Source organism: Sediminibacterium salmoneum NBRC 103935 (assembly GCF_000511175.1).
GTDB classification, from domain to species: domain Bacteria; phylum Bacteroidota; class Bacteroidia; order Chitinophagales; family Chitinophagaceae; genus Sediminibacterium; species Sediminibacterium salmoneum.
Map to the genome: position 1 here is coordinate 216,254 of NZ_KI866530.1, position 26,791 is coordinate 243,044.

At 39.8% G+C, this 26,791-nt stretch carries 24 protein-coding genes; 15 read left to right on the top strand and 9 right to left on the bottom strand.

Going from position 1 to position 26,791, the window contains the following annotated elements; genetic code table 11:
* On the bottom strand, positions 1 to 1,653 hold the full coding sequence (locus P767_RS0101185; protein WP_026763088.1) for a M14 family metallopeptidase: 1,653 nt from the start codon (positions 1,651 to 1,653) through the stop codon (positions 1 to 3).
* A 121-nt stretch (positions 1,654 to 1,774) separates the two neighbouring features.
* Between P767_RS0101185 and P767_RS0101190 the strand changes: the two genes are divergently transcribed.
* Positions 1,775 to 2,527: a LexA family transcriptional regulator gene (locus P767_RS0101190; protein WP_026752312.1), complete on the top strand. Its 753-nt coding sequence runs from the start codon at positions 1,775 to 1,777 to the stop codon at positions 2,525 to 2,527.
* Between the two features lie 27 nt (positions 2,528 to 2,554).
* Complete coding sequence (locus tag P767_RS0101195; RefSeq protein ID WP_026763089.1) at positions 2,555 to 3,025, top strand: OsmC family protein; 471 nt, start codon at positions 2,555 to 2,557, stop codon at positions 3,023 to 3,025.
* Between the two features lie 31 nt (positions 3,026 to 3,056).
* Here the strand turns inward: P767_RS0101195 and P767_RS0101200 are convergent, their stop codons facing one another.
* Genes P767_RS0101200 through guaA form a run of 6 tightly spaced genes read right to left on the bottom strand, consistent with a single transcriptional unit; the run spans position 3,057 to position 9,982 of the window.
* Positions 3,057 to 3,959, bottom strand: a complete 903-nt coding sequence (locus tag P767_RS0101200; RefSeq protein ID WP_026763090.1) for a histone deacetylase family protein — start codon at positions 3,957 to 3,959, stop codon at positions 3,057 to 3,059.
* Positions 3,956 to 4,648, bottom strand: coding sequence for a ligase-associated DNA damage response endonuclease PdeM (gene pdeM / locus P767_RS0101205; protein WP_026763091.1), 693 nt, complete (start codon positions 4,646 to 4,648; stop codon positions 3,956 to 3,958). Before pdeM ends, P767_RS0101200 begins: the two co-directional genes overlap by 4 nt.
* Before the next feature lie 5 nt (positions 4,649 to 4,653).
* Positions 4,654 to 7,116, bottom strand: a complete 2,463-nt coding sequence (locus P767_RS0101210) for a ligase-associated DNA damage response DEXH box helicase (protein WP_026763092.1) — start codon at positions 7,114 to 7,116, stop codon at positions 4,654 to 4,656.
* Positions 7,088 to 7,249, bottom strand: a complete 162-nt coding sequence (locus tag P767_RS19110) for a DUF2256 domain-containing protein (RefSeq protein WP_071790325.1) — start codon at positions 7,247 to 7,249, stop codon at positions 7,088 to 7,090. The genes P767_RS0101210 and P767_RS19110 overlap by 29 nt, the downstream gene beginning before the upstream one ends.
* Before the next feature lie 30 nt (positions 7,250 to 7,279).
* Entirely contained in the window at positions 7,280 to 8,434 is a 1,155-nt protein-coding gene (locus P767_RS0101220; RefSeq protein WP_157611305.1) for an ABC transporter substrate-binding protein, read from the bottom strand.
* A gap of 12 nt (positions 8,435 to 8,446) precedes the next feature.
* Entirely contained in the window at positions 8,447 to 9,982 is a 1,536-nt protein-coding gene (gene guaA / locus P767_RS0101225) for a glutamine-hydrolyzing GMP synthase (protein WP_026763094.1), read from the bottom strand.
* Positions 9,983 to 10,063: 81 nt separating this feature from the next.
* On the opposite strand from guaA, the gene P767_RS0101230 reads away from it, so the two are divergent.
* From P767_RS0101230 to P767_RS0101240, 3 genes are read left to right on the top strand one after another with little or no spacing between them, the layout of a single operon-like run.
* Positions 10,064 to 10,783, top strand: coding sequence for a head GIN domain-containing protein (locus P767_RS0101230; protein WP_026763095.1), 720 nt, complete (start codon positions 10,064 to 10,066; stop codon positions 10,781 to 10,783).
* Entirely contained in the window at positions 10,783 to 11,463 is a 681-nt protein-coding gene (locus P767_RS0101235) for a response regulator transcription factor (protein WP_026763096.1), read from the top strand. The genes P767_RS0101230 and P767_RS0101235 overlap by 1 nt, the downstream gene beginning before the upstream one ends.
* Before the next feature lie 3 nt (positions 11,464 to 11,466).
* On the top strand, positions 11,467 to 12,843 hold the full coding sequence (locus P767_RS0101240; protein ID WP_026763097.1) for a HAMP domain-containing sensor histidine kinase: 1,377 nt from the start codon (positions 11,467 to 11,469) through the stop codon (positions 12,841 to 12,843).
* Positions 12,844 to 12,930: 87 nt separating this feature from the next.
* Here P767_RS0101240 and rpsT read toward each other — a convergent pair whose 3' ends face one another.
* On the bottom strand, positions 12,931 to 13,185 hold the full coding sequence (gene rpsT, locus P767_RS0101245) for a 30S ribosomal protein S20 (RefSeq protein ID WP_026752302.1): 255 nt from the start codon (positions 13,183 to 13,185) through the stop codon (positions 12,931 to 12,933).
* 205 nt (positions 13,186 to 13,390) lie between these two features.
* Between rpsT and P767_RS0101250 the strand changes: the two genes are divergently transcribed.
* From P767_RS0101250 to P767_RS0101260, 3 genes are read left to right on the top strand one after another with little or no spacing between them, the layout of a single operon-like run.
* Positions 13,391 to 16,132: a 2-oxoglutarate dehydrogenase E1 component gene (locus tag P767_RS0101250; protein ID WP_026763098.1), complete on the top strand. Its 2,742-nt coding sequence runs from the start codon at positions 13,391 to 13,393 to the stop codon at positions 16,130 to 16,132.
* A 33-nt stretch (positions 16,133 to 16,165) separates the two neighbouring features.
* Entirely contained in the window at positions 16,166 to 17,386 is a 1,221-nt protein-coding gene (gene odhB / locus P767_RS0101255) for a 2-oxoglutarate dehydrogenase complex dihydrolipoyllysine-residue succinyltransferase (RefSeq protein WP_026763099.1), read from the top strand.
* The gene (locus P767_RS0101260; protein WP_051416961.1) at positions 17,386 to 18,585 is read left to right on the top strand and encodes an RsmB/NOP family class I SAM-dependent RNA methyltransferase; all 1,200 of its coding nucleotides are present in this window, start codon (positions 17,386 to 17,388) and stop codon (positions 18,583 to 18,585) included. Before odhB ends, P767_RS0101260 begins: the two co-directional genes overlap by 1 nt.
* On the opposite strand, the gene mnmA is transcribed toward P767_RS0101260, so the two are convergent.
* Complete coding sequence (gene mnmA / locus P767_RS0101265; protein ID WP_026763101.1) at positions 18,582 to 19,697, bottom strand: tRNA 2-thiouridine(34) synthase MnmA; 1,116 nt, start codon at positions 19,695 to 19,697, stop codon at positions 18,582 to 18,584. The genes P767_RS0101260 and mnmA overlap by 4 nt on opposite strands.
* A gap of 147 nt (positions 19,698 to 19,844) precedes the next feature.
* On the opposite strand from mnmA, the gene P767_RS15200 reads away from it, so the two are divergent.
* The 7 genes from P767_RS15200 (at position 19,845) to P767_RS0101300 (ending at position 26,721) form a co-directional block, all read left to right on the top strand.
* Entirely contained in the window at positions 19,845 to 20,288 is a 444-nt protein-coding gene (locus tag P767_RS15200; protein ID WP_037351499.1) for a single-stranded DNA-binding protein, read from the top strand.
* 161 nt (positions 20,289 to 20,449) lie between these two features.
* Positions 20,450 to 21,370 (top strand): fasciclin domain-containing protein, encoded by a 921-nt coding sequence (locus P767_RS0101275; protein ID WP_026763102.1) that lies wholly within the window; start codon positions 20,450 to 20,452, stop codon positions 21,368 to 21,370.
* A gap of 131 nt (positions 21,371 to 21,501) precedes the next feature.
* A complete protein-coding gene (locus P767_RS17395) occupies positions 21,502 to 22,254 on the top strand; it encodes a LytR/AlgR family response regulator transcription factor (RefSeq protein ID WP_084799799.1) in 753 nt (250 codons plus the stop codon).
* A gap of 25 nt (positions 22,255 to 22,279) precedes the next feature.
* Positions 22,280 to 23,356, top strand: a complete 1,077-nt coding sequence (locus P767_RS0101285) for an Ldh family oxidoreductase (RefSeq protein WP_026763103.1) — start codon at positions 22,280 to 22,282, stop codon at positions 23,354 to 23,356.
* Between the two features lie 20 nt (positions 23,357 to 23,376).
* Positions 23,377 to 24,216 (top strand): chitinase, encoded by an 840-nt coding sequence (locus P767_RS0101290; RefSeq protein WP_026763104.1) that lies wholly within the window; start codon positions 23,377 to 23,379, stop codon positions 24,214 to 24,216.
* Between the two features lie 40 nt (positions 24,217 to 24,256).
* Complete coding sequence (locus P767_RS0101295; RefSeq protein ID WP_026763105.1) at positions 24,257 to 25,576, top strand: aspartate kinase; 1,320 nt, start codon at positions 24,257 to 24,259, stop codon at positions 25,574 to 25,576.
* Positions 25,577 to 25,587: 11 nt separating this feature from the next.
* On the top strand, positions 25,588 to 26,721 hold the full coding sequence (locus P767_RS0101300; protein WP_026763106.1) for a carboxypeptidase-like regulatory domain-containing protein: 1,134 nt from the start codon (positions 25,588 to 25,590) through the stop codon (positions 26,719 to 26,721).
* Positions 26,722 to 26,791 lie beyond the last annotated feature (70 nt).

Genomic DNA, 26,791 nt, shown 5'->3' on the forward strand with positions numbered 1-26,791 from the left:
CTATCTTTTCTTTTTGGGTGTTGTATTTGTGCTAAAAAATTTCAAAACCGGATACTCCACGGCCTGATTGCTGATTCCTTTTTCCGTTAAATACTGATCAAAGAAATTCCAGGTAAGTAAACCATCATCCGATTGTGGCTCCAGTGCATAGAAAATTAAGTTAGCCAAAGGTTGCGCCAGATCAATCAGGTAGTCCCCTTTTTCTGCAGTAAATGTTTTAGCAACAAATTTTCCTTCTGCAGATGCCATCTGGTGACCTTCGAATTTTCTGTTGGCTTTGGTGAATTTTTCTATGAGAAAACCCTCTCCCTGGAACTCTGTTTTTTTATCCAGCTTCTCTACCTTTGCACCCATGCGTTTTAAATGTTCCGCTATGCTATCCAATGCAGCTGGAATGATGTATCCTCTGGGTAAGGTTGCATTTACGGTATCTTTAAAATCTGCGTAGTAGTTTACTTTGTCTACGTGGATGATCCTCCCGGTTTTGGCCAGGGTAGTACTGCCATCTTCTTTTTTGAATGGTATATAATCATAGGTTCTGAAATCGCGAATACCATTGGCAGTGGGGACCATTTTGAATCGCACTCCCTTGCTGATTTTTCCTGCATTGTTTTTTACCTGTTCAATTGCATTCTTTTCTGCCTGTTGATTGATCTGCATAATTTCTGTCGCATTGCCATTGCAATAAGAAAGGATTTCTTTTACAAAGTGATAAGTGCTGTTGATGCGCTGATAAAAACGTTCGTGGGCAAATGACTCACTCAGAATAGACATTCTGTTGCGCAGGCCAATCTGATTGATGATATACCTTGGGTGATGATTGTAGGTGTAAAAGTTTTTTACCGGCCAGCCTTCTCTTGTATAGAAATCACCAAAGGGTCCAAACAATAAATCATTTTCCTTTTTTACTTTATCGGTAATATAAGGTAGTATGGTGCTGTTGGTATAATGATAAGGGCCGGGTTCTCCTGCAGATAAATAACCAGGTGCCCAGGTTAAATCATAACCATGCCAGGTGCCATTGGTGGTATGTAAATCCACTACCATCTGTGGATCCCAGCTATTCAGGATATTGGCTACCATAGCTCTGGTTTCCGGTGTTTCCATCTTAATGCCATCTCTGTTCAGGTCAAGTCCCTGACCGTTTTCCCTGATGCCGGTTTCCAGCGGGCTGTTCTCTTGCGACGGTCTTAATCCCTTTGCAAACTGGTCATTCCCATCTGTATTGTAAATAGGCACAAATACGATAATCTGATTACTTAGCAGATTAGATAAATTGCCTAATAAAATATCGCGCATCAACATCATGGATACTTCTTTTCCTTCCACTTCACCGCCGTGAATATTTCCCTGAATATAAACAACCGGCTTTCCTGATTTCCTGGCTTCTTCCGGACTGCTAACTGCTGGATTGGCCAACACTGCATAAGGTATGTCTTTCCCTAATGTGCTTTTTCCGATGGAACCTATTTGGATATACGGACTCATCGTTTTAATCGTTTGTAAAAACTGCATCACATCGGCATGGGAAGAAGTCTTTTCAAAATTGGATTTTTCCGGCGTTAACTGAAGTGAAGCTGGAAAACTTGCAGGAGACTGGGCGCTGATCTGAGATATAGAACCCATTAAGGCAAATAACAATAGTTTTTTCATGGCTTAATATTACAGCTGAAAAGTACTTCAATCGGGTCGTAGAATTGGCCCGCTGAAATAAAATTCAAAATAAATTTGGAAAAACTAAAAAGTTTAGTAAATTGCGCTAAAAGAATTAGTTATGTCAAACGCTGGAAGAAATCTGAAGTATCTGCGCAAACTGCGGGGCTGGACCCAGGAAGAGTTTGCCAACAAGCTAAAAATCAAACGTTCCCTGGTGGGGGCTTATGAAGAAGAGAGGGCAGAACCCAAGCTCGAAGTAATGGAGCAGGTTTGTTCTATTTTCAAATTAAGTCTGGAAGATTTTTTGTTTAAAGATTTATCTGAAAGCAAAGGCGGTTCTTATTTAGACAGAAGACGTCAGTTAAAAATGATCAGTGAATCTGCTGAAATCAGATTCGTTCCAGTGAAAGCTGCTGCGGGTTATATGACAGGTTATGCCGATCCGGAATTTGTAGACGAGTTGAATACATTCACTTTGCCTATGCTGGCACCTGGCCAATACCGGGCTTTCGAAATTATGGGAGACTCTATGTTGCCTACACCCAGTGGCAGTGTAATCGTTGGCGAAAAAGTGGAAGACCTGGATGATTTAAAAAACAGCAATACCTATATTGTTCTTTCCAAAAATGAAGGGGTGGCCTACAAGCGGGTAGTGAAGAACAACCGCCTGAAAAATAAGATTACTTTAATCAGCGATAACCCTCAATACGAACCTTATCATGTAAGCGCTGAAGATGTGCTGGAAATCTGGAAAGCAGTTTATATTTTACAGAAAGCCAATGCTGCTCCTGTTTGGGACGTAAATCAATTGGCGGGTATGGTGAATAATCTGCAGGAACAAGTGAGTAGCCTGAAAAAGAAACTGAATTAATGATCAGATCAATTTATTGAAAGAAGAATGGCTCACCAGCATTTATATAAAGTAGGAATTAAATGGACGGGGAATTTGGGAACCGGAACCAGTAATTACAAAGCCTATTCCAGAAATCACCTGGTTCAGGTGGAAGGTAAAGTGCCTGTTGAATCCAGCTCAGATCCTTTGTTCAGAGGAGACCCCAATCGTTACAATCCGGAAGAAATGCTGGTGGCTTCCTTATCTTCCTGTCATATGCTTTGGTACTTGCATTTGTGTGCGGATGCCGGAATCATTGTTACTTCTTATCAGGACGATGCCGAAGGGATTATGACTGTTGAAACATCAGGAGCGGGTCAGTTTACAGAAGTTACGCTCAGGCCCAGAATATCTCTGGCCAATATGCAGATGATGGATCAGGCCAATACCTTGCATGAAAAAGCCCATGCTTATTGTTTCATTGCACGTAGTTGTAATTTTCCTGTAAAGCACCAGGCGGTATATAGCATTGGTTAGTGAATGAGGAAGTCAGTAGCCTTTTAAATGGCTAACCAAAAATGTCTGCCGCTAATCTGAAAGTATTGCAGTGTGCTTCCACAATGGTTCTGATATCGGGTGAATAGCCACCTCCCAATGCAACAGCAACCGGAATTTGGTTCTTCTTCAATGTTTCAAATACCATTTGATCCCTTTGTTTGCAATCAGCAAGGCTGAGTTTTAATTTTCCGAATTTATCGGTATCCAATACATCTACCCCCGATAAATAGAAAGCAAAGTCGGGTTGAAAATCATCTACTAATTTGGGTAAGGTTTCTGATAATAGTTTCAGGTAGGTTGGTCCGTCTGTTCCATCCAGCAAACCAATATCTAGGTCTGATTTTTCTTTGTGAAAAGGATAATTATGTGCCCCATGCATGCTGAACGTAAAAACCCTGGCTTCCTTTTCCATGAGTTGGGCAGTACCGTTTCCCTGGTGTACGTCCAGGTCAATTATCAGTATTTTAGCAGCTAAATTTTTATCCAGTAAATAGTTAGATGCGACTGCCATATCGTTGAGCAGGCAAAATCCTTCTCCTCTAACTCCAAACGCATGGTGGGTGCCACCTGCAACGTTAAGTGAAACTCCATTTTTTTGTGCAGAAATAGCACAGTCGATGGTTCCCTGCGTGATGATTAATTCACGTTGGGTTAATTCAGGAGATTGGGGAAAGCCAATTTTTCTTTGCTCCGATGCGGAGAGGGTTTGATGAAGCAGTTTATCCAGGTATGCGGCATCATGTGTTCTTAAAACGGTTTCGGTTGAACAGGTTGAGGGACTAAAAAAGTTTGATGCGGAATAAGTTCCTTCATGCATCAGTTGTTCCGGAATCAATTGATACTTGAGCATGGGGAAACGATGGTTCTCCGGTAAGGGATGTGCATATATGGGGTCAAATGCAATTTGTATCATTTTGTCTGGATCAACTGATTGTTAACAATGGCAAATATCTGGTCTTCTTTTTTGGGTTTGATAGTAGCCAATCCACTGAATTTACTGAATGCAGGGAGGATGCAGTGATGCTTACCAAAATAAAAACAGGGTAAACGCAAGCTTTGTTTACTTAGGCCTTTAATAGTGATTCCCGGATGAATATGTCCGGAGAAAATATAAGCCGGGTGGTTTGTATCAGTTGCTTGTTCAATGTTGTTTTTATTTTTTTGGGCCTTTTCATCGTAGTCGTGCTGAAACTGAAATGGACCTGAAAGCAGCGTTTCCTGAATAATTTCAATAGCTGCAGCCTCATACCAGGATGCTGGTAAAATATCATGATTTCCCTTTACCATGGTTATCTGTAATTGACTGAAATCTCTTTTCCATTTCAGAAACCAATCCAGTTCTTCATTAACGTGGCTATGAAAAAAGTCACCCACTACCAGCACTCGCTGAGCTTTATAAAATTGAATGATGCTAAAAAAACGTAGAAGGTCTTCTTTGTAAATAGTTTGAGGAATGGCGATTCCGTTTTTTCTGAAGTGTCCTGTTTTTCCGAAATGGGTGTCTGAAAGAATCATTGTTTTTTCCTCTTCCCAGAATACCGTTCTTTCAGGTGAGAGCCACAAATGCTGTCCCCTGCAGATTAACAATTGATCTTCGTTCATAAATGCTAAGATAATTGTTGTTGCATTTTTTTCACACGATCTTCCAGTCTTTCTGAACTCAGGTTATTCCTGTTTAAACCATCCACTACTATCGGGAAGGAAAGTGGTGTTAATTTATCCGGATAGGTTAATAAGATTTTGCTTTTGGCAATGCGTTGAAGTGCCAGTCTGAGACGAACTTCATCCATTTGTTGAGTCAGCACTTCGTTGTAAGCTTGCTTTAACAAAAGATTGCCAGGGTCATATTCTTCAAATACTTTAAAGAGGAGAGAAGCGGATGATTGCAAGTGCCTGGCTTTGGTTTTTTCACCCGGCATGCCCTGAAAAATCAAACCTCCAATTACTGCAATATCCCTGAACTTTCTTTTGGCCATTTCTGTATTGTTTACACTCTGCTGTATATCTGTCAGCAAATTGTTATCACTTAATAGTTCATACACATTGCTGTCGTCAACGGGTATGGGAGTATCGCTTAATAATTCAAAGCCATAATCGTTCATAGAAATAGAAAAACTCATGGGTTGTATCCGTGATATTCTGAATGCCAGTATAGCGCTTAATGCTTCATGTACCTGTCTTCCCTCAAATGGGTACACCAGCAAGTGATAGCCATCTTTGCTTTCTATCTGCTCTATGAGTAATTCATTGGGTTGAGGGATATGTGATAAATTTTTCTGTATACTAAATAAATGATGCAAACTGTCCATTTCAATGCCTGCATTGGGTTGCAGTGCTTTTGAAAAAGTTCTTCTTAATACTTCTCCCAGGTTAGCAGTTAAACTCATTCTGCCTCCCAGCCAGGAAGGAATCAGTGACTTTTTAGCGGTTGATTTTTTAACCAGTACATTCATGTCTTTAATCATGATGAGCTCCAGGTTTTTACCCGCCAGTGTAAACACATCACCAGGTTCCAGTTTGCTGATAAAATATTCTTCAATTACTCCTACGTAGCCTCCGCTCAAAAATTTTACTTTCAGCATAGCATCACTCACTATGGTCCCAATATGCATGCGATGTCGCATAGCTATTTTTCGGCTATTGATTTTGTAGATACCATTTTCAATCTCTACTTTCCTGAATTCATCATACACTTGCAATGCCTGTCCACCTGTGGTAATTTGTTTTAAAATTTCCTGCCATTCATCTTCCTGCATATCTGCAAAGCAATACGTGGATTTTATTTCGGCATGTATTTTTTTTGGATCAAAACCTTCTCCACAGGCCAGCGTACATAAGTACTGGAGTAGCACATCAAAACACAAGACCAATGGGTCTTTACTTTCAATGGCTCTTTCTGTAACTGCGGTTTTTAACGCAGCGGCTTCCACCAGTTCCAGGCTATGTGTTGGTAAAAAATAAATCTTGCTGATTTCTCCGGGCCGATGTCCGCTTCTTCCGGCTCTTTGTAAAAACCGTGCAATTCCTTTGGGAGAACCCACCTGTATAACGGTATCCACAGGTCGAAAGTCTACGCCCAGGTCCAGACTGGCTGTGCAAACCACTGCTTTCAGTTTTTGTGTATGCAGTGCTTCTTCTACCCAAAGCCTTAGTTCCTGTTCTATACTACCATGGTGCAGCGCAATGGCTCCTGCTAAAGAGGGTGCCAGCGTTAACAGCGTCTGGTACCAGGTTTCGCTCATTCCCCTGGTGTTAATAAAGATCAGTGTAGTGTTACTGTTTTCAATAATAGGTATCAGGGTATGCGCCAGCTTAATCCCCAGGTGTCCGGCCCATGGATAAGAATCAATTTCGTTAGGGATGATGGTATGAATTTCCAGTGGCTTGTGAATAGAAGCCTGTATAGTAATGCCCGGTTTTTTTAATGGGCTTAAGAGTACTTCTCTTGCTTCTTCCAGATTACCAATAGTAGCACTGATGCCCCATACCTGTAAAGATTCGCTGCAATTTACCAGTCTGCTAACGGCCAGTTCTGTTTGTACGCCACGCTTACTTCCCAGCAATTCATGCCATTCATCTACAGCCAGTATTTTAAGAGAAGAAAAGTAGTTGGGATAATTTTTTTGCGTCAGCAACAGCTGCAGACTTTCCGGAGTAATGATTAGAATTTCCGGCATTTGTTTTTTCTGCCTGGCCCGATCGGCAGTACTAGTATCTCCGTTTCTGATGGCCACTTTCCATTGCATTCCCAAACTTTCAATTACTTCTTGCATGGCTCTGCCTATGTCTTTTGCCAGCGCGCGCAAAGGGGTTATCCATAGTAATTGTAAGCCATTGTTTTTTTGCTTTGCCCAATCAGCAGGATGCTCGTTGATAAACTGCATCAAGGCTCCCAGAAATACCGAATAGGTTTTACCACATCCTGTAGGGGCATTTACCAAACCGCTTTCTCCGGACAGAATTGCCAGCCAGGTTTGTTCCTGAAAAGGGAAGGGATGAAGTTGCTGTTGCTGCAGCCAATGGGTTACAATTTGAAATCCTTTACTGGCTTGCATGGGTTTTCTTTGCATTTCTGCATTTATCGCTGCAGTATTTTACTTCTTCCCAGTTCTTAGCCCATTTTTTTCTCCAGGAAAAAGGCTTGCCGCAGGTGGTGCAGTTTTTTTGTGGTAAATACGATTTGTTCCCTTTGTGGTTATACATGAAGTTAAAACAACCCCGAAGTAAAAGGGTTTACTGCACCAATTTAATTATACCATCTGATTTCCTGACGAAATAGAGTTTTTTATTTTCTAGATAACTGATTTCTCCGTTTTGTAAAACAGGTACAAAGTCGAACTCGTTAAATATTTTATAACTATTCTCAGAAAGCTGAGTTGCTAAATTGTTGGGATACTTTAATAAAAGTTTTCCAAAATGATACAAGGATTCAAAACCCTTGAAAACCATATCTGATGGCCTTCCTTGCAATTTATTCCTGTAAAGGGTTGATATTCTTTGCAACAGTTTGTCGGCCCTATTGTAATTAAAAGGAGTGGAGTAAATGATTTCTGTTCCCTTGCCCAGGTCTTTAATGGCATCCCAGGTGGGCATTCCCAGCACTATTGATTTATAACTTTTGTTGGCGGCTACAGATTTTACCAGATTCATTCCAAAACCTTCGTTAACAGTGCCACATAAAATAATATTGGTTCGGGTACTGTCTAACAAAGAATTGTATTGTGCAATATTAATGCTGTCAGTAACTGAAATGGCTTTCAGTTTTAATGGCAATGCAGGAGTCTTCTTGTTTAATTCCAGAAAGGTCTGTTCAATCATGTCTTCCAGCCCCCCGGATTTTTTTACATAAATAATAGGGTCAGTAGGATAGTTCTTCTGTAAGTATTTAAACAGCCCTTCTAAATGCGTTATTAAAGTGGGATTGACCAATGCAAAGAAAGGATTGGAACGAATGCCGGCATCATTGGGATATGTCGCTGATATCAATGGAATCTGTTTAGACTTTGCAAAGTCTGCCAGGGGCTTGATATCGGTTCTGTTATTAAAAGAAGCAATCAATAAAGCTATGCCATTTAGTTTGCCACTTTGAATAAGCTGTTCCAGGGTTTCCTGTTTGTTTTTTAAATCGAAAAATAAAACTTCCAGCTGATGGCCCTCTGCCTGTAATGAGTCGATGGCCAGCTGAATGCCATTATAAAAATCCAGGCCTGGGAGAATATTTTTGGGAATGTTGTTATTGCCCAGCGAATAATTTCCATTGGCAAATGCATCGTCTATGTAAACAGGGGCAAATACCGCAATTTTGAGAGGCTCAGCCGTTTGTGCATAAGAGCTTCCGGTTAGCGATGTCACTAAGACCCATAGCGATATAACAAACAGTTGTTTCATACAATTTAAAGTTTACTCCCATTCTATGGTAGCTGGTGGTTTACTGCTGATATCGTAAACTACCCTGTTAATACCTCTTACATTATTAATGATTTCGTTAGAGATGTCCGCTAAAAATTCATAAGGTAAATGTGCCCAGTCTGCAGTCATGCCGTCAACAGAAGTAACTGCCCTAAGCGCAACCGTGAATTCGTAAGTTCTTTCATCCCCCATAACCCCCACACTTTTAACAGGAAGTAAAATGGTGCCTGCCTGCCATACCTGTGTATAGAGCCCGGCTTTTTTTAGTCCATTGATAAAAATGGCATCTGCTTTTTGCAAAAGATCTACTCTTTCTGCGTTCACTTCGCCCAGGATCCTGATAGCCAATCCAGGACCAGGGAAGGGGTGTCGGTTGATCATATCCGCCGGTATACCCAGCTCAAGCCCTACTTTTCTTACTTCGTCTTTAAACAAATAGCGGAGAGGCTCTACCAAGGAAAGGTGCATGGTATCGGGAAGGCCTCCCACATTGTGGTGGCTCTTAATAGTTTGCGACGGTCCGTGAACACTTACACTTTCAATCACATCCGGATAAATAGTGCCCTGACCTAAAAAAGAAATATTATTGAGTTTTTGTGCTTCTGACTGGAAAACATCAATGAATAATTTGCCAATGGCTTTTCTCTTGGCTTCCGGATCTGTCTGGTCTTTTAATGCCGCATAAAATATTTCTTTGGCATCTACTCCTTTTACATTTAATCCAATTGCATTATAGGTAGTTAAAACCTGCTCAAATTCGTCTTTTCTTAAAACCCCGTTATCCACAAAAATGCCGTGTAATCTGGATCCGATGGCACGGGCAATCAATGTAGCCGCAACAGTGCTGTCTACGCCACCGCTTAAAGCCATGATTACTTCCTTATCTCCGATTTCTTCCTTTAATCTGGCAACTGTTTCCTCTACAAAGGAGGCAGGAGTCCAGTTTTGGGCGCAACCACAGATATCTACCAGGAAGTTGCGGATCATTTTCTTGCCTTCAGTTGAATGGTATACTTCCGGATGAAACTGGAAACCATATAGGGGGAAACCGTTGGAATCATCTTTCTTAAAAGCAGCTACCGGAATGCTTTCTGTTGTGGCCAGAATGCTGTATCCTTCTGGTAAATTCTTGATGGAGTCGCTGTGGCTCATCCATACCTGTGATTTGGCAGGGATGCCATTGAAAAGCGAGTCTGCTTTTGTAATTTCCAGTTGTGCTCTGCCGTATTCTCTCTTGTTAGACTTGTCTACTCTGCCACCAAATACTTTTGCTGTAAGCTGTGCTCCATAGCAAACTCCCAATACGGGAAGTTTGGCGTTGAAAGCTGCAATATCAACGGAAGGTGCATTTTCTTCATTCACACTAAAAGGGGAACCGCTCAGGATGATTCCTTTTAAAGTAGCATCTATGGTAAATTCCTTGTGAAAAGGAATGATTTCACAGTAAATATTTGCCTCGCGGACTGCTCTGGCAATTAGCTGTGTATACTGACTGCCAAAATCGAGAATAAGAATTTTTTCTGTCATGTGGCAAAGTTAATTCAAATTTACTTCTGCTGCTATTTATGCCATTTTTTGCTACCTTTCACATACGTAAATTATTCGTATATGAAACTTCGGGCATTTGCTTTTATGCTAATGGTAGTTATCATTAGTTCCTGTAACTGGATCGGTAAAACCGTTTACGGTGACGGAAACATTGTTTCTGAAAAGAGAAGTGTAAAAAAAGCTGAGAAAATAGTTATAAAAGGAAACTTCGACATTGTGCTGATTCCCGGAGCGGAAACCTCTGTTGTGGTAGAAACGGACGAGAATTTACAGCACCTAGTACTGATGTCGGAAAGCAATGATGAATTGGTTTTTAAAACCAAGCGAAAATTCAATATTAAGTCTGACCATGGAATAAAAATTACCATTACTACCCCTAAATTGTCTGGTATTCACCTGGCTGGCTCAGGTAATATAACAGGTAAGGGGAAATTTAGCGGGGCCAATGAATTAAAGATAGACATTGCCGGACAGGGAGATGTAAATCTGGAAGTAAATACCCCTAAGATTGATGTGGATATTGCTGGGTCAGGTAATGTTACATTAGCAGGTGAAACAAAGAAAGCTAATTTCGATATTGCAGGTACCGGAGATTGTAATGCTGAAGCATTAAAGTCTGAACATTCCTCTATAAAAATTGCTGGTAACGGTAATGTTAAAGTATTTGCAGATGTTCAGCTCGATATAAAAATTATGGGATCCGGAGATGTTTTTTACAAAGGAAATGCAGAAGTCAGTCAAAAAATTGTTGGTGCTGGCAATGTTAAAAAGTTAGATTAATGGAAAAAAAATACAGAATTCTTTTGGCTGAAGATGAGGCTAAACTGGCTACGGCCATTAAAGAGGAGTTAACCCGTGTTGGTTATGATGTGGATGTTGCCAAAGACGGTGAATCTGCAGAAAGGTTATTTCAGGAGAACAATTATTCTCTTGCATTACTGGATATTAATATGCCCGGAAAATCCGGAATAGAATTGTGCAGGATTTTCCGGAAGAGCAGTGTCAGACTACCGATTGTAATGTTAACTGCCATGGGAGAAATCCATGATAAAGTAGAGGCATTTGATGTGGGTGCCGATGATTACCTGGTAAAACCCTTTCATTTCGATGAGCTTTTCGCAAGATTGAAAGTGCTATTTAAAAGGACAGACATTACAGACAAAGAGGAGAAGCTGGTGTACGAAGATCTGGAAATTGATTTTAAACAAAAAAGTGTAAGCAGGTCAGGAATAACCATTAATCTGACTTCCAAGGAATTTACACTGCTAACCTTGTTGGCAAGAACACCAGAGCGTGTTATTTCCAAGCAGGAAATACTTGAAAAGGTCTGGGACCTGAGTTTTGACACGGGAACCAACACGATTGAAGTGTATATCAGTTTTTTAAGAAATAAAATTGACAAGCCCTTTGATAAAAAATTGATTCATACCAAACCAGGTTTTGGTTACTATATTAAATAGCAGATGAATTTAAAGCTCAGATTTGCTTTATTATTTACCAGTTTTGTTGCCGGGATTCTTTTGATTGCCTGTACCAGTATTTATTTTCTCTATGCATCTTACCGGGAAGAAGATTATTACAGTCGTGTAGAACTGGAAGGCGAAGACCTGTATGAAATTTATCAATCCATTTCAAAGAAAAACATAATTGTTCAGCAGGATGATGTGCTGGAAGTGCATAGAATTGCATTAATTAACGAGCATCTTTTTGTTTTGGATTCAAATTTATCTGTGGTTTTTAGTCTGGGAAATAATAGCGCCATAGATGTGCCGAGGATTGATTTTAAAAAAGTTAGAGAAGAAGGCAAGCTTCAGATTACAGATTCAGCTCAGAATCAGATTGTTTCTGTTTATAAGCCAGCACAGAATCAATATCTGGTTACTGAAGCTTACGACAGGGTAGGGTTAAAGAAAGTAAAAACAATGAGTATTATTCTTTCGGGGGTATTTGCCGGTTCATTACTGCTTACAGCAGTTATTTCTTTTCTATTTGTTCGCCAGGCCATTAAACCCATAGTTGAATTGAGTGATCAAATGCAGCGGACTAATGTTTTTAACTTATCTGAAAGGATTACGGTTAAGCCTGCAAAAGATGAAATTAATGCCATTGCAAAAAATTTCAATGCCATGCTGGAAAGAATCCGCACAGGTTTTGAGTACCGGAAAAGTTTTGTGCAGCATAGTTCCCATGAATTAAGAACCCCGCTTGCGGTTATGCTTTCTCAAACCGAAGCAGCCTTGAACAATGTGAATGATGTAGAAGGATTTCGTAAAGTGCTGCTTTCTTTAAAGGAAGATCAGCAGCAACTGATTGAATTAACAAACGCTTTATTACAGATGTCTCAAAACGAACAGCTTGAGTTTGTTGAGAACTGGCCACTCTTCAGAGTTGATGAGTTGTTGTATGATACTGCTGCTTATTTTAATAAGAGTTTTCCCGATGGGAAAATTGAGATCAGTTATGATAATTTGCCCAATGACGACGAAGAGCTAATTGTAAAAGGAAATGAGTCTTTGCTAAGGGCTGCATTTGTTAATCTTATTAAAAATGCCTACCTGTATTCAGAAGACAAAGCAGTGCAGATAATTATTAAAACCGGGAATCAGCAGCTTTCAATTATATTTCAGAATAAAGGCAAACAGCTTAAATCAGAGGAAGTTGCTAAAATGTTTCTGCCCTTTTTCAGGGGGGCGAATGCCGGTACCAAAAAAGGATTTGGACTTGGCCTTGCCATCATTGACCGGATTATACAGATACATAAAGGCAGGTTGCATTACCATGCCAAAGGTGACAATTTGAATCAGTTTCAGGTTGATTTCCCCGCCGGATCACAGGCTTAGGTTAGATTGTTTTTACAGACTGATTCAAAATAAAAAAAGCCAATCAAAATTGATTGGCTTAAGATATGTTCAGGAGAGCAGTCTCAGTTAAGCTAAGTTTGCTGCTTTCTTCACTAATTTGCTCTTCAGATTGGCTGCTTTGTTTTTATGGATAATTCCACGCTTAGCCAATTTGTCAATCATTGAAATAACATCAGGAAGCTTTTCTTCGTATCCTTTTTTCTCTGCGCTTGTTTTTAAGTCACGGATAGCGTTACGGGTGGTTTTACCATAGTAACGGTTACGGTCACGGCGCTTAGCGGCTTGTCTAACGTCTTTCTTTGTAGCTGAGTGATTTGCCATTTTCTAATTTTTTCGGGACGGCAAAGGTAATAGCTTTCAGGCAAATTTGAAAATTTTAAATAAAAAAATTCAAAAAAAGCCAAATGGGTTCAAAATCGGCCTGTGTATAATTAACCTAGGTTTAGCTTATTTTTTGGTTTATTATCTGCCTCCAATGCCCGATATTTGCCCCAATTTAGATTGAAAAGCTGCATAATTAAGCCAAATGAAGGATTTTTCGTACATCACCCATTCACATCCGGCATTCATTGAGAGTCTTTATAAAGACTTTTTGACTGATCCATCGCTGGTTGACCCCGATTTAAGAAAGTTTTTTGAAGGATTTGACTTTGCTGTCAATGGAAATTATAGGGCAGGCCAGGCTGCGCCGGGATCCGTTGATACCGGATCCATAGATTGGATGCAGGAAATTAAAGTCTACAGATTAATTCTGGGATATAGGAATAAAGGCCATTTGGTTGCCAAAACCAACCCGATTCGTACAAGAAAGGACAGAGGAGCTAATCTGGACCTTGGTTTTTTTGGATTGTCAGAAGCAGACCTTAATACGGTTTTCCAGGCGGGTAATCTGATTGGTTTAGGACCTGCTCCGCTGAAGCAGATTCTGGCGCATTTGCAAAATGCCTACGCAAATCATGTAGGCATTGAATTTAAGTATATCAGTGATCAGAAAAAAGTAGACTTTCTGACAGCAGAAATGGAGAAGCATTTTGCTCAACCGCTGCCATTGCAGAAGAAGCAGCGCATCCTTGAGAAACTTAATCAGGGTGTAATGTTCGAGAAATTCCTGCACACTAAATACATAGGACAAAAAAGATTTTCACTGGAAGGGGGAGAGACCACCATTGCTGCGCTGGATGCCATTATCAATACTGCGGCCAATCAGGAAGTAAAGGAAGTTGTAATTGGAATGGCCCACAGAGGAAGACTGAATGTACTGGCCAATATCATGGGAAAAACCTATGAACAGATTTTCAGTGAATTTGAAGGGACGGCAACCATTGATCAGACCATGGGTAGCGGAGATGTGAAATACCATATGGGGTATGGAAGCGAAGTGAAAACCATGGATGATAAAACCATACACCTTAAGCTGATGCCGAACCCTTCACACCTGGAAGCAGTTGATCCGGTTGTGGTTGGTTTTGCAAGAGCAAAAGCAGATTTGATTTCTGAAAGTCATTTTGAAAAGATTTTACCCATATTGATACACGGGGATGCTTCTGTTGCAGGTCAGGGTATAGTGTATGAGGTTCTACAGATGAGCAAACTTCGCGGGTACTATACAGGTGGTACAATTCATTTTGTTATCAATAATCAGATTGGATTTACTACCGATTTTGAAGATGCCCGTAGTGCAGATTATTCAACTTCTGTTGCTGCCATGGTACAGGCTCCTGTGTTGCATGTGAATGGAGATGATGCAGAAGCAGTTGTAAAGTGCGCGGAAATTGCAACCCGTTACAGACAGGAATTTAATTCAGATATCTTTATAGACATGGTTTGCTACCGCAAACATGGTCATAATGAAGGGGATGATCCAAAGTATACCCAGCCTCAGTTATATGCTTTAATTGATAAGCATCAGAATCCGAGAGAAATTTATACGCAGTTCCTGATTCAGAATGGAACCCATGATGCACAGGAGCTTGCTAAATCAATGGAGAAGAAATTCTGGAGCGATTTACAGGAACGTCTGGATGAAGTAAAGCAAAATCCACTTCCATATAAACACCAGCCTCCTGAATTAATCTGGAAGTCATTTGTGAAGGCATCAACCGAAAATTTTGAAGCTTCTCCTGTTACAACCATTGATGATGCTAAGTTTAATTTGCTTTTTAATGGACTCATGAAGTGGCCGGATAATTTTAAGCCATTGAAGAAAATAGAGAAGTTAATTCAGGATAAGGTTAAACTATTCGAGACTGAGGGCAAAGTAGATTGGGCTACAGCTGAGCTGATGGCGTATGGATCCATACTTACTGAGGGTAATGTGGTTAGAATGAGTGGTCAGGATGTGAAGAGGGGAACTTTTAGTCATCGCCATGCTGTTATCAGGGATGAAGAAACCAATGCTGAATACAATCGTCTGAACCATTTTCAGGAAAATCAGGAGCAATTCAGAATATATAACTCTTTGCTAAGCGAATATGGTGTATTGGGTTTTGAATACGGCTATGCAATGGCTAACCCCAATGCCCTGGTAATCTGGGAAGCACAGTTTGGTGATTTCTGTAACGGAGCACAAACTATGATTGACCAGTTTATTGCAGCCGGCGAACAAAAATGGCAAAGACAAAATGGGCTGGTGATGTTGTTGCCACATGGTTACGAAGGACAAGGCCCTGAACATAGCAGTGCAAGAATGGAGCGCTTTCTTCAAATGTGTGCTGAAATGAATATGGTGATTACCAATATTACAAGCGCAGCTAATTTATTCCATGCATTCAGAAGACAGATTACCTGGAATTTCCGTAAGCCTTTAATTAATTTCTCACCAAAGGCAAACCTACGTAATCCTGGTACATATAGCAGGAAGGAAGAATTCCTTACTGGTGGATTTAAAGAAGTAATTGATGATGTTTTTGTTCAGGATCCTGCTGCTGTTAAAAAAGTTTTATTCTGTTCTGGTAAATTGTATTTTGAACTGGCAGATAAACAGGCAAAGGAAAACAGACAGGATATTGCTATTGTAAGACTGGAGCAGATTTATCCAATGCCGGTTCAGCAACTGGATACCTTATACAAAAAGTACAATAAAGCTACCTGGTTCTGGGTTCAGGAAGAGCCATTGAATATGGGAGCGGCTACTTTCCTTCAAACCAATCTGAAAACCATCAATTTTGGGGTAATCAGCAGAAATGCAAGTGCTGCAACCGCAACTGGTTATGCTAAAGTGCATGCACAGGAACAATTGGAAATTATTGAAACAGCATTTAATATTTAATAGTCAATCTATATACCTAATTAATCTCTCGTTATGATCGAAATAAAAGTACCAACAGTAGGCGAATCAATCAATGAAGTAACACTTCTAAAGTGGACTAAAAAAGATGGGGAATGGGTGGAACGTGATGAAGTGATTGCAGAGCTAGAAAGCGAAAAAGCCACTTTTGAAGTGAATGCTGAAAAGGCAGGTATTCTGAAGACTGTTGGTAAAGAGGGAGATACTTTAAATATTGGAGATGTTTTGGCCAATATTGATGATACGGCAGCAAAGCCTGAAGGGGTTACTGCACCTGAGCCAGCGCCAGCTGCTGCTGCGCCTGTTGCAACTAATCAAGCACCTGTAACAACTGTTTCCAACGATATTAAAGCCAGTCCCGTTGCTTCTGCAATTATTGCAGATAAAAAAGTGGATACTAAATCCATTACGCCTTCCGGAACTGGAGGTAAGATCATGAAGCAGGATGTACTAGACGCTTTAAATAACCCAGGAAAAAAATCATTTGCATCAGATGGAGCATTATTTAGCAGAAATGTGCGTCAGGAAAAAATGAGTGCGCTAAGAAGAACCATCAGCAGAAGATTGGTGGAGTCTAAAAATACAACTGCCATGCTCACTACTTTCAATGAAGTAGACATGACGCAGATTATGGAGATCAGAAAGCAGTACAAGGATAAATTTAAAGAAGGGCATGGGGTTAATTTGGGTTTCATGAGTTTCTTTGCGAAAGCCTGTGCAATTGCTCTGGCAGAATGGCCTTCTGTAAATGCCTATATTGACGGAGATCAGATTGTTTATCACGATTATGCCGACATCAGTATTGCAGTGAGTACCCCAAGAGGACTTACTGTTCCGGTTATGAGAAATGTAGAGAGTCTTAGCATGGCAGATATTGAAAAGAAAGTAGTGGAACTGGCTGCAAAAGCAAGAGACAGCAAATTAACTGCTGAAGAATTACAGGGTGGAACTTTTACCATAACCAATGGTGGTGTGTTTGGGAGTTTAATGAGCACGCCAATTATTAATATTCCTCAAAGTGCTATTTTGGGAATGCACAAAATTCAGGAACGTCCAATGGCCATCAATGGTCAGGTTGTAATTCGTCCGATGATGTATCTGGCATTAAGTTACGACCACCGTATCATTGACGGAAGAGAAAGTGTTAGCTTCCTTGTGCGAGTGAAAGAGCTTTTAGAGAATCCAGCATTGTTGCTGATAGGAAAAGATCCAGTTAAAGCTTTATTGGAATTATAGTGAAGTACGCAGCCAATTATGTAAAATCTGCTGCTGCAATACTAAGCTCATTTAAAAACGAATCGCCTTTTTCGATTTATCTGAAAGCCTACTTTGCTGCGAACAAAAAGTTCGGTTCCAAGGATCGTAAATTCATTGGTCAGCTTTGCTATCAGTATTTTAGAACCGGCAAATCCTTAACTGATTTGCCGACGGAAGAAGCTATAAGGGTTGCTTGCTTTTTATGTAATGAACAACCCAGTGATTGGGGTGTATTATTCAATGAAGTATGGATAGAAGCATGGTCGCCAGCGTTGTCTGAGCGAATTGCTTTTATTCAAAAGGAAATTCCTGCCTTTAAAGTAGAAATGATTTTTCCTTTTGAAAAATGGATAAGTAAATCAATTGATTTCAGCTTATTTAATGAATCACATTTAATTCAACCTTATCTATTCCTTCGCATACGCCCGGGAAGGCAACAAAATGTTTTAAAAGCCCTTGATAAGGCTAATATCGCTTACACCACCATCAGTGAAAATTGTCTGGCATTGGCCAATGGAACAAAACTGGAAGGCATAGGTGAGATAGATAAAGATTTCGTAGTGCAGGACTATAGTTCTCAACAAACTGCAGCATTAATGGAGCCTGCAAAAAAACTGCGCAAGGGGAAAGATGCTTCCATTGATGTCTGGGACTCCTGTGCAGCCAGCGGAGGAAAATCAATTTTAGCAAGGGATGTTTTGGGTAATATGAATCTGACCGTTTCAGATGTAAGAAAAACAATCATTCAAAATTTAATCAGCAGATTTCAGAGAGCAGGGATACGTCAGTTTGATTCTGTAATCGTGAACCTGAGTGAGCCGCTTCAATCTTCCGAATTGCAGCATAAGACTTTTGACCTGATTATATGTGACGCACCTTGTACCGGAAGCGGTACATGGGGCAGAACCCCGGAACAGCTATTGTTCTTTAAGACGGAAAGCATTCAAGACTATCAGCAAACGCAACAGGCGATAGTAAAATCTGTATTTCCCAAGTTAAGACCCGGCGCATTCTTTCTTTATATTACCTGTTCTGTTTTTGAAGCAGAAAATGAGGCAATGGTTAATTATATTTCACAAACATTTCCGAATGCTGAACTGCTTAGTCAACAGTTAATTGCCGGATTTGGAAAAAGGGCAGATTCTATGTTTGCAGCTTTATTTAGAATGCCTGATTAAGGATTGAGTATTAACTCGCCTCTCTGAATGATACCTCCTCCAATAACATCATTGTCTTCATAAAAAACGGCACTCTGTCCGGGTGCAATGCTTTTTACATTCTCATAAAAACGAGCCCTGATTACGCCATTAGGTTCGTTATATAAATTGCTAAGAGCACCTTTGTCTTTATATCGGATCCGGGTAATGGCTTCCATGCCATCTGTAATTCCATCGTATTTAATCCAGTTAATCTTTCCTACCATCATGTCGTTTTGCTCCAGATCTGCTTCATCTCCTAATACAACAATATTATTATCTGGATCAATGGATGTTACATAAACAGGATGTCCCATTGCAATCTCTAATCCCTTTCTTTGTCCGATAGTATAAAAGGGATACCCTTTATGCTTTCCGAGTTTTTTACCTGTTTTATCTACAAACCAGCCACCAGCTACTTTATCTTCCAATCCATCCACTCTTCTTTTCAGAAATCCGCGGTAATCATTGTCCGGTACAAAACAGATTTCATAACTCTCACTTTTCTTAGCTAATTCCGGGTAGCCCATATCCATGGCCATTTGTCTGATGGCAGATTTGCGGTAACCTCCCAATGGCATAATGGTTCTGCTTAAGAGTTCCTGATCTAACCCCCACAGAACATAACTCTGGTCTTTTGTTTCATCTAAACCTTTACTGATTACATATCGGCCATTGGTATGTTGTCTGATAGATGCATAATGGCCGGTTGCTATATAATCGCATTCCAAAGCATTGGCCCTTTTTAACAATGCCCTCCATTTAATATGTGTATTGCACATCACACAAGGATTAGGCGTTCTTCCGGCCAGGTATTCTTCTACGAAGTTTTCAATTACAAAATCGCCAAATTCATCTCTTATATCCAGAATAAAATGCGGAAATCCATGATGAACCGCAGCCTGCCTGGCATCGTTGAAAGAATCTATATTGCAGCAACCCGTTTCTTTGGTACTGGTTCCACTGCTGGCATAATCCCAGGTTTTCATTGTGATTCCAATCACTTCATACCCCTCATGGTGCAACATAAGTGCAGTAACGGTACTATCAATACCCCCGCTCATTGCAACCAGAACTTTCCCCTTACGACTCATAATTGCCAATAATTTCTGCAAAATTAGAACAATGGGGGCAAATAAGGTCGATTTGGACTTTCGAGAACCGTTAAAATCAAATTGGCAATGCGGGAATTACGCATTTTACTTAATTTCATTTTTTAGAAATTGATAAAAAAACACACTATGATTAAACTGACAGCTATTGGAAATCTGGGAAAAGATGCCATGTTGAATAATGTAAATGGTAAAAATGTAATCAATTTTACCGTTGCCCATACGGAACGGTACAAGGATGCTCAGGGTAATCAGAAAGACAAAACCACCTGGGTTGATTGCGCTTATTGGACAGAAAGAACGGGCATTGCCCCCTATTTAAAGAAGGGTACGCAAGTATATGTAGAAGGTCAGCCCGATGTTAGAACTTATACAACAAAAGACGGTACAAACGGGGCTACCCTTACTTTAAGGGTTAGTAGTGTTCAGTTGTTAGGTAGCAGAAGCGGGGAATCTTCTCCCGGTACTGGTGGATATACCGGCGGGGGATATCAGCCTGCTCCTTCTCCAAGCGCTTCACCCATGGCACCTTCTTCTGATATAACAGAAGCTTTTGATGATTTGCCATTCTAGGATAATCTGATTCAGAAAAAGGGCAATACCAGTGTATTGCCCTTTTTCATTTATACCATTCAGTCCCTTTTTTTACAGTTCAGTGTTCATTTTCTACAGTTGAGCTGTAGCAGGGCAACGTTTATTCATTCACCCTGTTCTTATTGTTTAAACTTCAATATATGAAAAGTAAACAGTTTTTACAGAAAATGATGGTAGGATTGTCTTTAATCCTTATGCTAGGTACAAGTTGCAAAAAAGAAGAAACGCCTGCAGCACAAACGATTGCAGACATTGTAAATTCAAATGCCAATTTTAGTGTCTTAAAAGCTGCGGTTGAAAAAGCCGGTATCGGAAGCACTTTGTCTGGCGGAACCCTGACCGTATTTGCACCCGATAATGCCGCTTTCGCAGCAGCAGGTATTTCAGCGTCAACCCTACAGTCTTTAACAGCAGCACAGGTTGCCAATATCCTGACCTATCACGTGTTAGGTTCACGCGTAAGTTCTTCGGAAGTTCCTGCCAGTGATGCAGTAGGTAGTCTTCAGGGACAGAAAATATTTGCTTCCAGAAATGCAAACGGAGTTTTTGTAAATGGTATCAAAGTAAAATCAGCTGATGTTCAGGCCAGCAATGGAATCATCCACGTAATTGAAAATGTGCTGATGCCACCTACACAAACCATACAACAGATTGCAGCAGGTAATCCTAACTTAAGTTTACTGGTAGCTGCAGTTTCCAAAGCGGGTTTATTAAATGCAATAGGTGCCGAAGGTAAACTGACTGTATTTGCTCCAACCAACGCAGCATTTAATGCAGCAGGTTTTAATACAGCAGCTGATATTGATGCAGCATCCACCAGTTTAATTAATACAGTAGTAAGTTATCATGTTATTGGAACCAATGTATTTGCCAGCGATTTAATTAATGGGGCAACTGCTCCAACATTACAGGGAAGTACTTTAACAATTGGACTAAATCCTCCATCTGTTAAAATTACCACCAGCTCTAATCCAGCATCCAATATTATTCTGGAAGGAGGAGTTAATATAGTTGCAACCAATGGGGTTGTACACTTAATTAACCGAGTGTTGCTTCCATAAAAACTTATTATTGCAAAGTTTAAATAATCCGGCCCCTTCTGCGGCCGGATTATTTATTTATAGCCAGCAATTATATTTTTTTGGCGAATTATTGCAACTTTTTTCTAAAATCCATTGTTTCAGACTGAACTATGAAAATACTCGTTGTATCCAGAGACTTAATGATTGTAGAGACCCTCTCCAATTTTATGCAGGAGTATGTACCGGATGAGGTAGTAATTAGTCAGCTGAATGAACTTTCAGAAGTCAGAGCCAAATGGAAACTGAATTTTGATTTTGATTTGGTTTTTGTAGATATGAATGAACAGAATCTGGAATTCATTAAGTGGGAATCCGGATTAAAGCTGGAAGTGCCTGTTGTTATAGTAAAAGAGAGCGATGTTAAACTTCCCAATCATTTTTTTAGTATTTATGTAATTGATAAGCCAGTCAGTTCTGCTGATATGGTTAGGGCCTTACTAAAATTTGAACGTATTAAATATCACTACCCTGAGATAGTGAAAATGCAGGAAAATTCAAGTTTAGCTAACAGCAGAAAATTATTTAAATCCAGATTTTTGATAAAGCTGGGCTCAAGAATGTTTTTTATAAATACAACTGATATCGCCTGCTTTTTTGTGAGTGATAAAACAGTATATGTTCTAAATAAAGAAGGCATAAAATATCCAATTGATTTTTCATTGGAAAAATTACAGCAAATTTTAGATCCTCAATATTTTTTTCGAATCAACCGATACATGATTTGCAATGCAGGGTTTATTAAGGAAATAAAAAAGTATATCAATAGCCGCCTCAAAATTATATTAACAGCAGGTAATTATTCATACGAAGCAGTTGTAAGTCGGGAGAGGGTTTATGCCTTTAAAAAGTGGGTTGAGAATTAATCATTTTGCTTCGTACATTGCAGGTATGGAAAAGATTATCCCTTATTCTCACTTGCTCTCTTTTACGAAAAAAGTATTTCAGCAGATGGGATGTGCTGAGGAAGATGCTGCTGTTGCAGCAGAAGTTTTGCTTTCAGCAGATTTAAGAGGTATTGACAGTCATGGAGTAGCCAGGTTAAGTGGATACATTCGATTGTGGCAAGCTAAAAGAATTAATCCGACTCCTGCCATTAAAGTAATTCATGAAACACCCTCTACGGCTGTAGTGGATGGTGATCAGGGGCTAGGTTTGGTTGTGGCTCCCTATGCAATGAAACTGGCAATGAAAAAGGCGGAGCAAGTTGGAACAGGATGGGTTTCGGTACAAAATTCCAATCATTTTGGAATTGCAGGATATCATGCCATGATGGCTTTATCGAACGATATGATTGGCATGGCTATGACCAATGCCAGCGCACTGGTAGCACCCACTTTCTCCAAGGAAAAAATGTTAGGGACCAATCCTATTGCAGTTGCTATTCCAGCCGGAACTGAACCAGCTTTTGTTGCTGATTTTGCAACAACAACTGCAGCGAATGGTAAATTGGAAATATTACAAAGAAAGCAACAGCATACACCTGAGGGTTGGGTGCAGGATGAAAACGGGGAGGCTTCTATTGATGCTAATATTTTGAAGAAAAACGGATCCCTGCTTCCTCTTGGATCCGACAAAACACATGGTAGTCATAAAGGGTATGCGTTGGGTAGTATTGTTGATATTTTTTCCGCAGTTCTGAGCGGAGCATCTTATGGTCCCTGGGCACCGCCTTTCCCAGCTTATATACCAATGCCTGAAAATATGCCGGGAAATGGACTAGGCCATTTTCTTGGTGCCATGCGTATTGATGCTTTCCGTCCTGCAGAAATATTTAAAAGTCATGTGGATAACTGGATAAGACGTTTTCGTAATGCTGAACCCATTGACCCGTCCATTCCTGTTTTAATTCCTGGCGACCCCGAAAGAATAATAGAAGCTGAAAGGTTGAAAAATGGAATCCCACTATTGCCAGTAGTGGTTGAAGATTTAGTAGCTACCGGTGATTTGTTTGGAATTCGTTTGTAGAATTATTCAATTTCACAATTATGCGTTTACTTGTACCTCTTATTATTTGGATGGCAATACTCTTTCTTTTGCCTTCTTGTTATTCTGCAAAAAAACATCACTTTGATTCTTTCTCAGTTTTAAGTAAAGCAGAATGGGATTCTATTTTCCCCCATATTAATGGTGGGGACAGTGTCGCTATACCTTTCTATACCTATGAAGCTTTTGTTGCAGCTACAAAACGTTTTCCGGAATTCCTATCCAGTACAACAGCGGATATTCAGCGAAGAGAACTTGCTGCATTTCTGGCAACCATCTCGCATGAAACAGGTGGCGGAAGTGAAATGGATATGAATAGTTTTTATGATTTTGGGTTGTACTATAAAGAAGAGTTGACTTGTTTAAATGGATGTGACCATTACAGCGATACAACTCATCCTTATTATCCACCCGTTAAAGGCAAATCCTATCATGGCAGAGGGCCCATTCAATTGAGCTGGAATTATAATTATGGATTATTTAGTGAGCAGGTCTTAGGCAATAAAGATAGTTTGTTAAAGAATCCTGAATTGTTGGTAAAGAATGCTGAGTTGAGTTTTGCTTCTGCCATCTGGTTCTGGATTACACCACAAGACCCCAAACCCTCCTGTCACGAAGTGATGGCCGGCAAATGGATTCCTACAAAGCAGGATTCCCTTGCGGGCAGAAGACCTGGTTTTGGGGCAGTCATGAATATTGTAAACGGTGGACTGGAATGCGGGGGAGTCGTTTCCGGCAGAAACAAATTCAGGTTGCAATATTATCTTGCTTTTTGTAAAAAGCTGGGAGTGGATCCCGGAGAGAATCTGGGTTGTGAAACTCAAAAGCCGTATGGCATGTGATTCACTTGTTAGCATTACATTTGCTGTAAATTAGGCAGCAATGAAAATAATGAAATTCGGAGGCACCAGTGTGGGTAAGCCGGAAAGAATGCACGAAGTAGCAAAATTAATAACCAGGGATTCAGATAATAAAATTGTTGTATTAAGTGCGCTTAGCGGTACAACGAATACGCTGGTTCAGATTAGTGATTTACTGGCAAAGGGAGAAAGAGAATCAGCCAAGGATACTATTCAGCAATTACACCAACATTATTTGGGGTTTATTAATCAATTGGTTTCAAAACCAGAGAATCAGGAAAAAGCACGTGTAATAATAGCAGAACATTTTGAATTCCTAAACATCATATTGCGTATCTCTTTCAGTGAAGCCTTGAACAAGGATATTCTTGCTCAGGGTGAACTAATGAGTACCAAGTTGTTTTCTGTATACTTGTCTGAAATAGGTGTTCAACATGAATTATTTCCCGCATTGGAATTCATGAGTATTGATGCCAATGAAGAGCCACAGCTTCTTGCAATCAGGAAAAAGCTGAATGATTTACTTGAAAAGCATAAAGGAACAGGTATTTTTATTACCCAGGGGTATATCTGTAAAAATGCGAAAGGTGAAGTGGATAATTTAAAGCGCGGAGGAAGTGATTATACTGCATCATTAATTGCAGCAGCCTGCAATGCTACTGTTTGCGAAATCTGGACTGATATTGACGGGATGCATAATAATGATCCGCGAATAGTAAATAAAACAGTTGCAATTGAGCAATTGAGTTTTGATGAAGCTGCAGAGCTTGCCTATTTTGGTGCAAAAATTTTACATCCTACCTGTATATGGCCCGCTCAGCAGGAAAATGTTCCTGTAAGATTATTGAATACAATGCAGCCGGATGCGCCCGGAACCGTTATAACAAAGGAAGCCGGCAGTGTTGGGGTAAAGGCAGTAGCAGCAAAAGATGGCATTACTGCAATTAAAATTAAAAGTAGCCGGATGTTATTGGCTTATGGTTTCTTGCGTAAAGTTTTTGAAGTGTTTGAAAAGTATAAAACTTCTATTGATATGATTACCACTTCTGAAGTGGCTGTTTCTGTTACCATTGACTCAGATACCTACTTAAATGAAATTGTAAGGGAACTTGAACCATTTGGAAGCGTAGATGTTGAAAAAGGGCAAACCATTGTATCTATCGTTGGAAACGAAATTGCTCAGACCGATCATGTGTTGCAAAAACTCTTTGATTCGCTGAGCGAAGTGCCTACAACAATGGTTAGCTATGGAGGTAGTCCGCATAATATTTCTTTACTCGTGCCTCAGACCTATAAAACCAAAACCTTGCAGTTGTTGAATACAGGGTTATTTGGTTTGTAAAAAATAGCATCATGTTAAAAAAAATCCTTTTAATTGTTCTCTGGATAGCATTTGCACAGCTTGTACAAGCCCAGAGAACAATTTCAGGAAAAATCATTGATGTTAATACCAAGCAGGCACTGGCTTCTGCCAGTGTTTTTCTTGCGAATACATCTGTGGGTACGAATGCAAATAGTGCAGGTGAATTTAAACTGGAAATAGCTGGCCCCGGTCGCTTTAACCTGGTTGTTGCTTTGATTGGCTATGAAACTTATGCCACTGAAGTAAGCGTACAGGAAAATATAACCGGAATAAAAATAGAATTGAAGCCCCAAGTTGCTGAATTAGCGGAAGTAGTTGTTGGGAATTACGATAAAAACGGCTGGGAGAAATGGGGTGAATTTTTTATGGAAATGCTAATTGGCAATACCCCCAATGCATTGAACTGTAAATTACTAAACAAGGAGGCTGTTAAATTTACTTTCAGCAAAAAAGAAAATATTCTTCGTGCCTTTGCAACTGAGCCCTTACGAATAGAAAATAATGCATTGGGTTTTGATTTGACCTATTCACTCACCCAATTTGAACACAATTATAAAACCAGAATATTTTATTATCAGGGGTATCCTTTGTTTTCAGAAAAAAAGCCCAGAAACAACAGGCAATATCAAAAATGGATTTCCAATAGAAAGGAAACCTATAAAGGGTCACTAATGCATTTTATGCGAAGCCTGTTTCGAAACAAGATTATTGAGGAGGGTTTTGAAATAAAGAAGATAATAAAGCAGAAAACATCAAGTGCATCTATTAAAATAAATGGTTTGCCATTGGAAGAAGAAATTGATGTGTTGATTGATAAACCATTAACTGGTGACAGCATTGCCTTTGCAATTGATGACAATACAGCCGGACTGCAGTTCAAGGATTATCTCCAGATTGTATACAAAAACAAAGTAATGTCGCCTTTGTATGTAAGAACAAAAAGGAATATTGCACTGGGAGATCCAATAACTGCCAAATTATTTATGCCTGATGCAACTAAAACTTTATCGGTACTAGCCAATGGGAGTTATTTTTTTGGTAGGGATATTCTTACGCTGGACTATTGGGCCTGGTCTGAAAAGTTGTCTAATTTACTGCCGTTGGAGTACCGTTATCCACAATAAAAAATTTAATTATTCTGTTAAATTCAGGGTTTAAAACGATTCAATTCCGCATTAACTCCTCCTTGCCGTT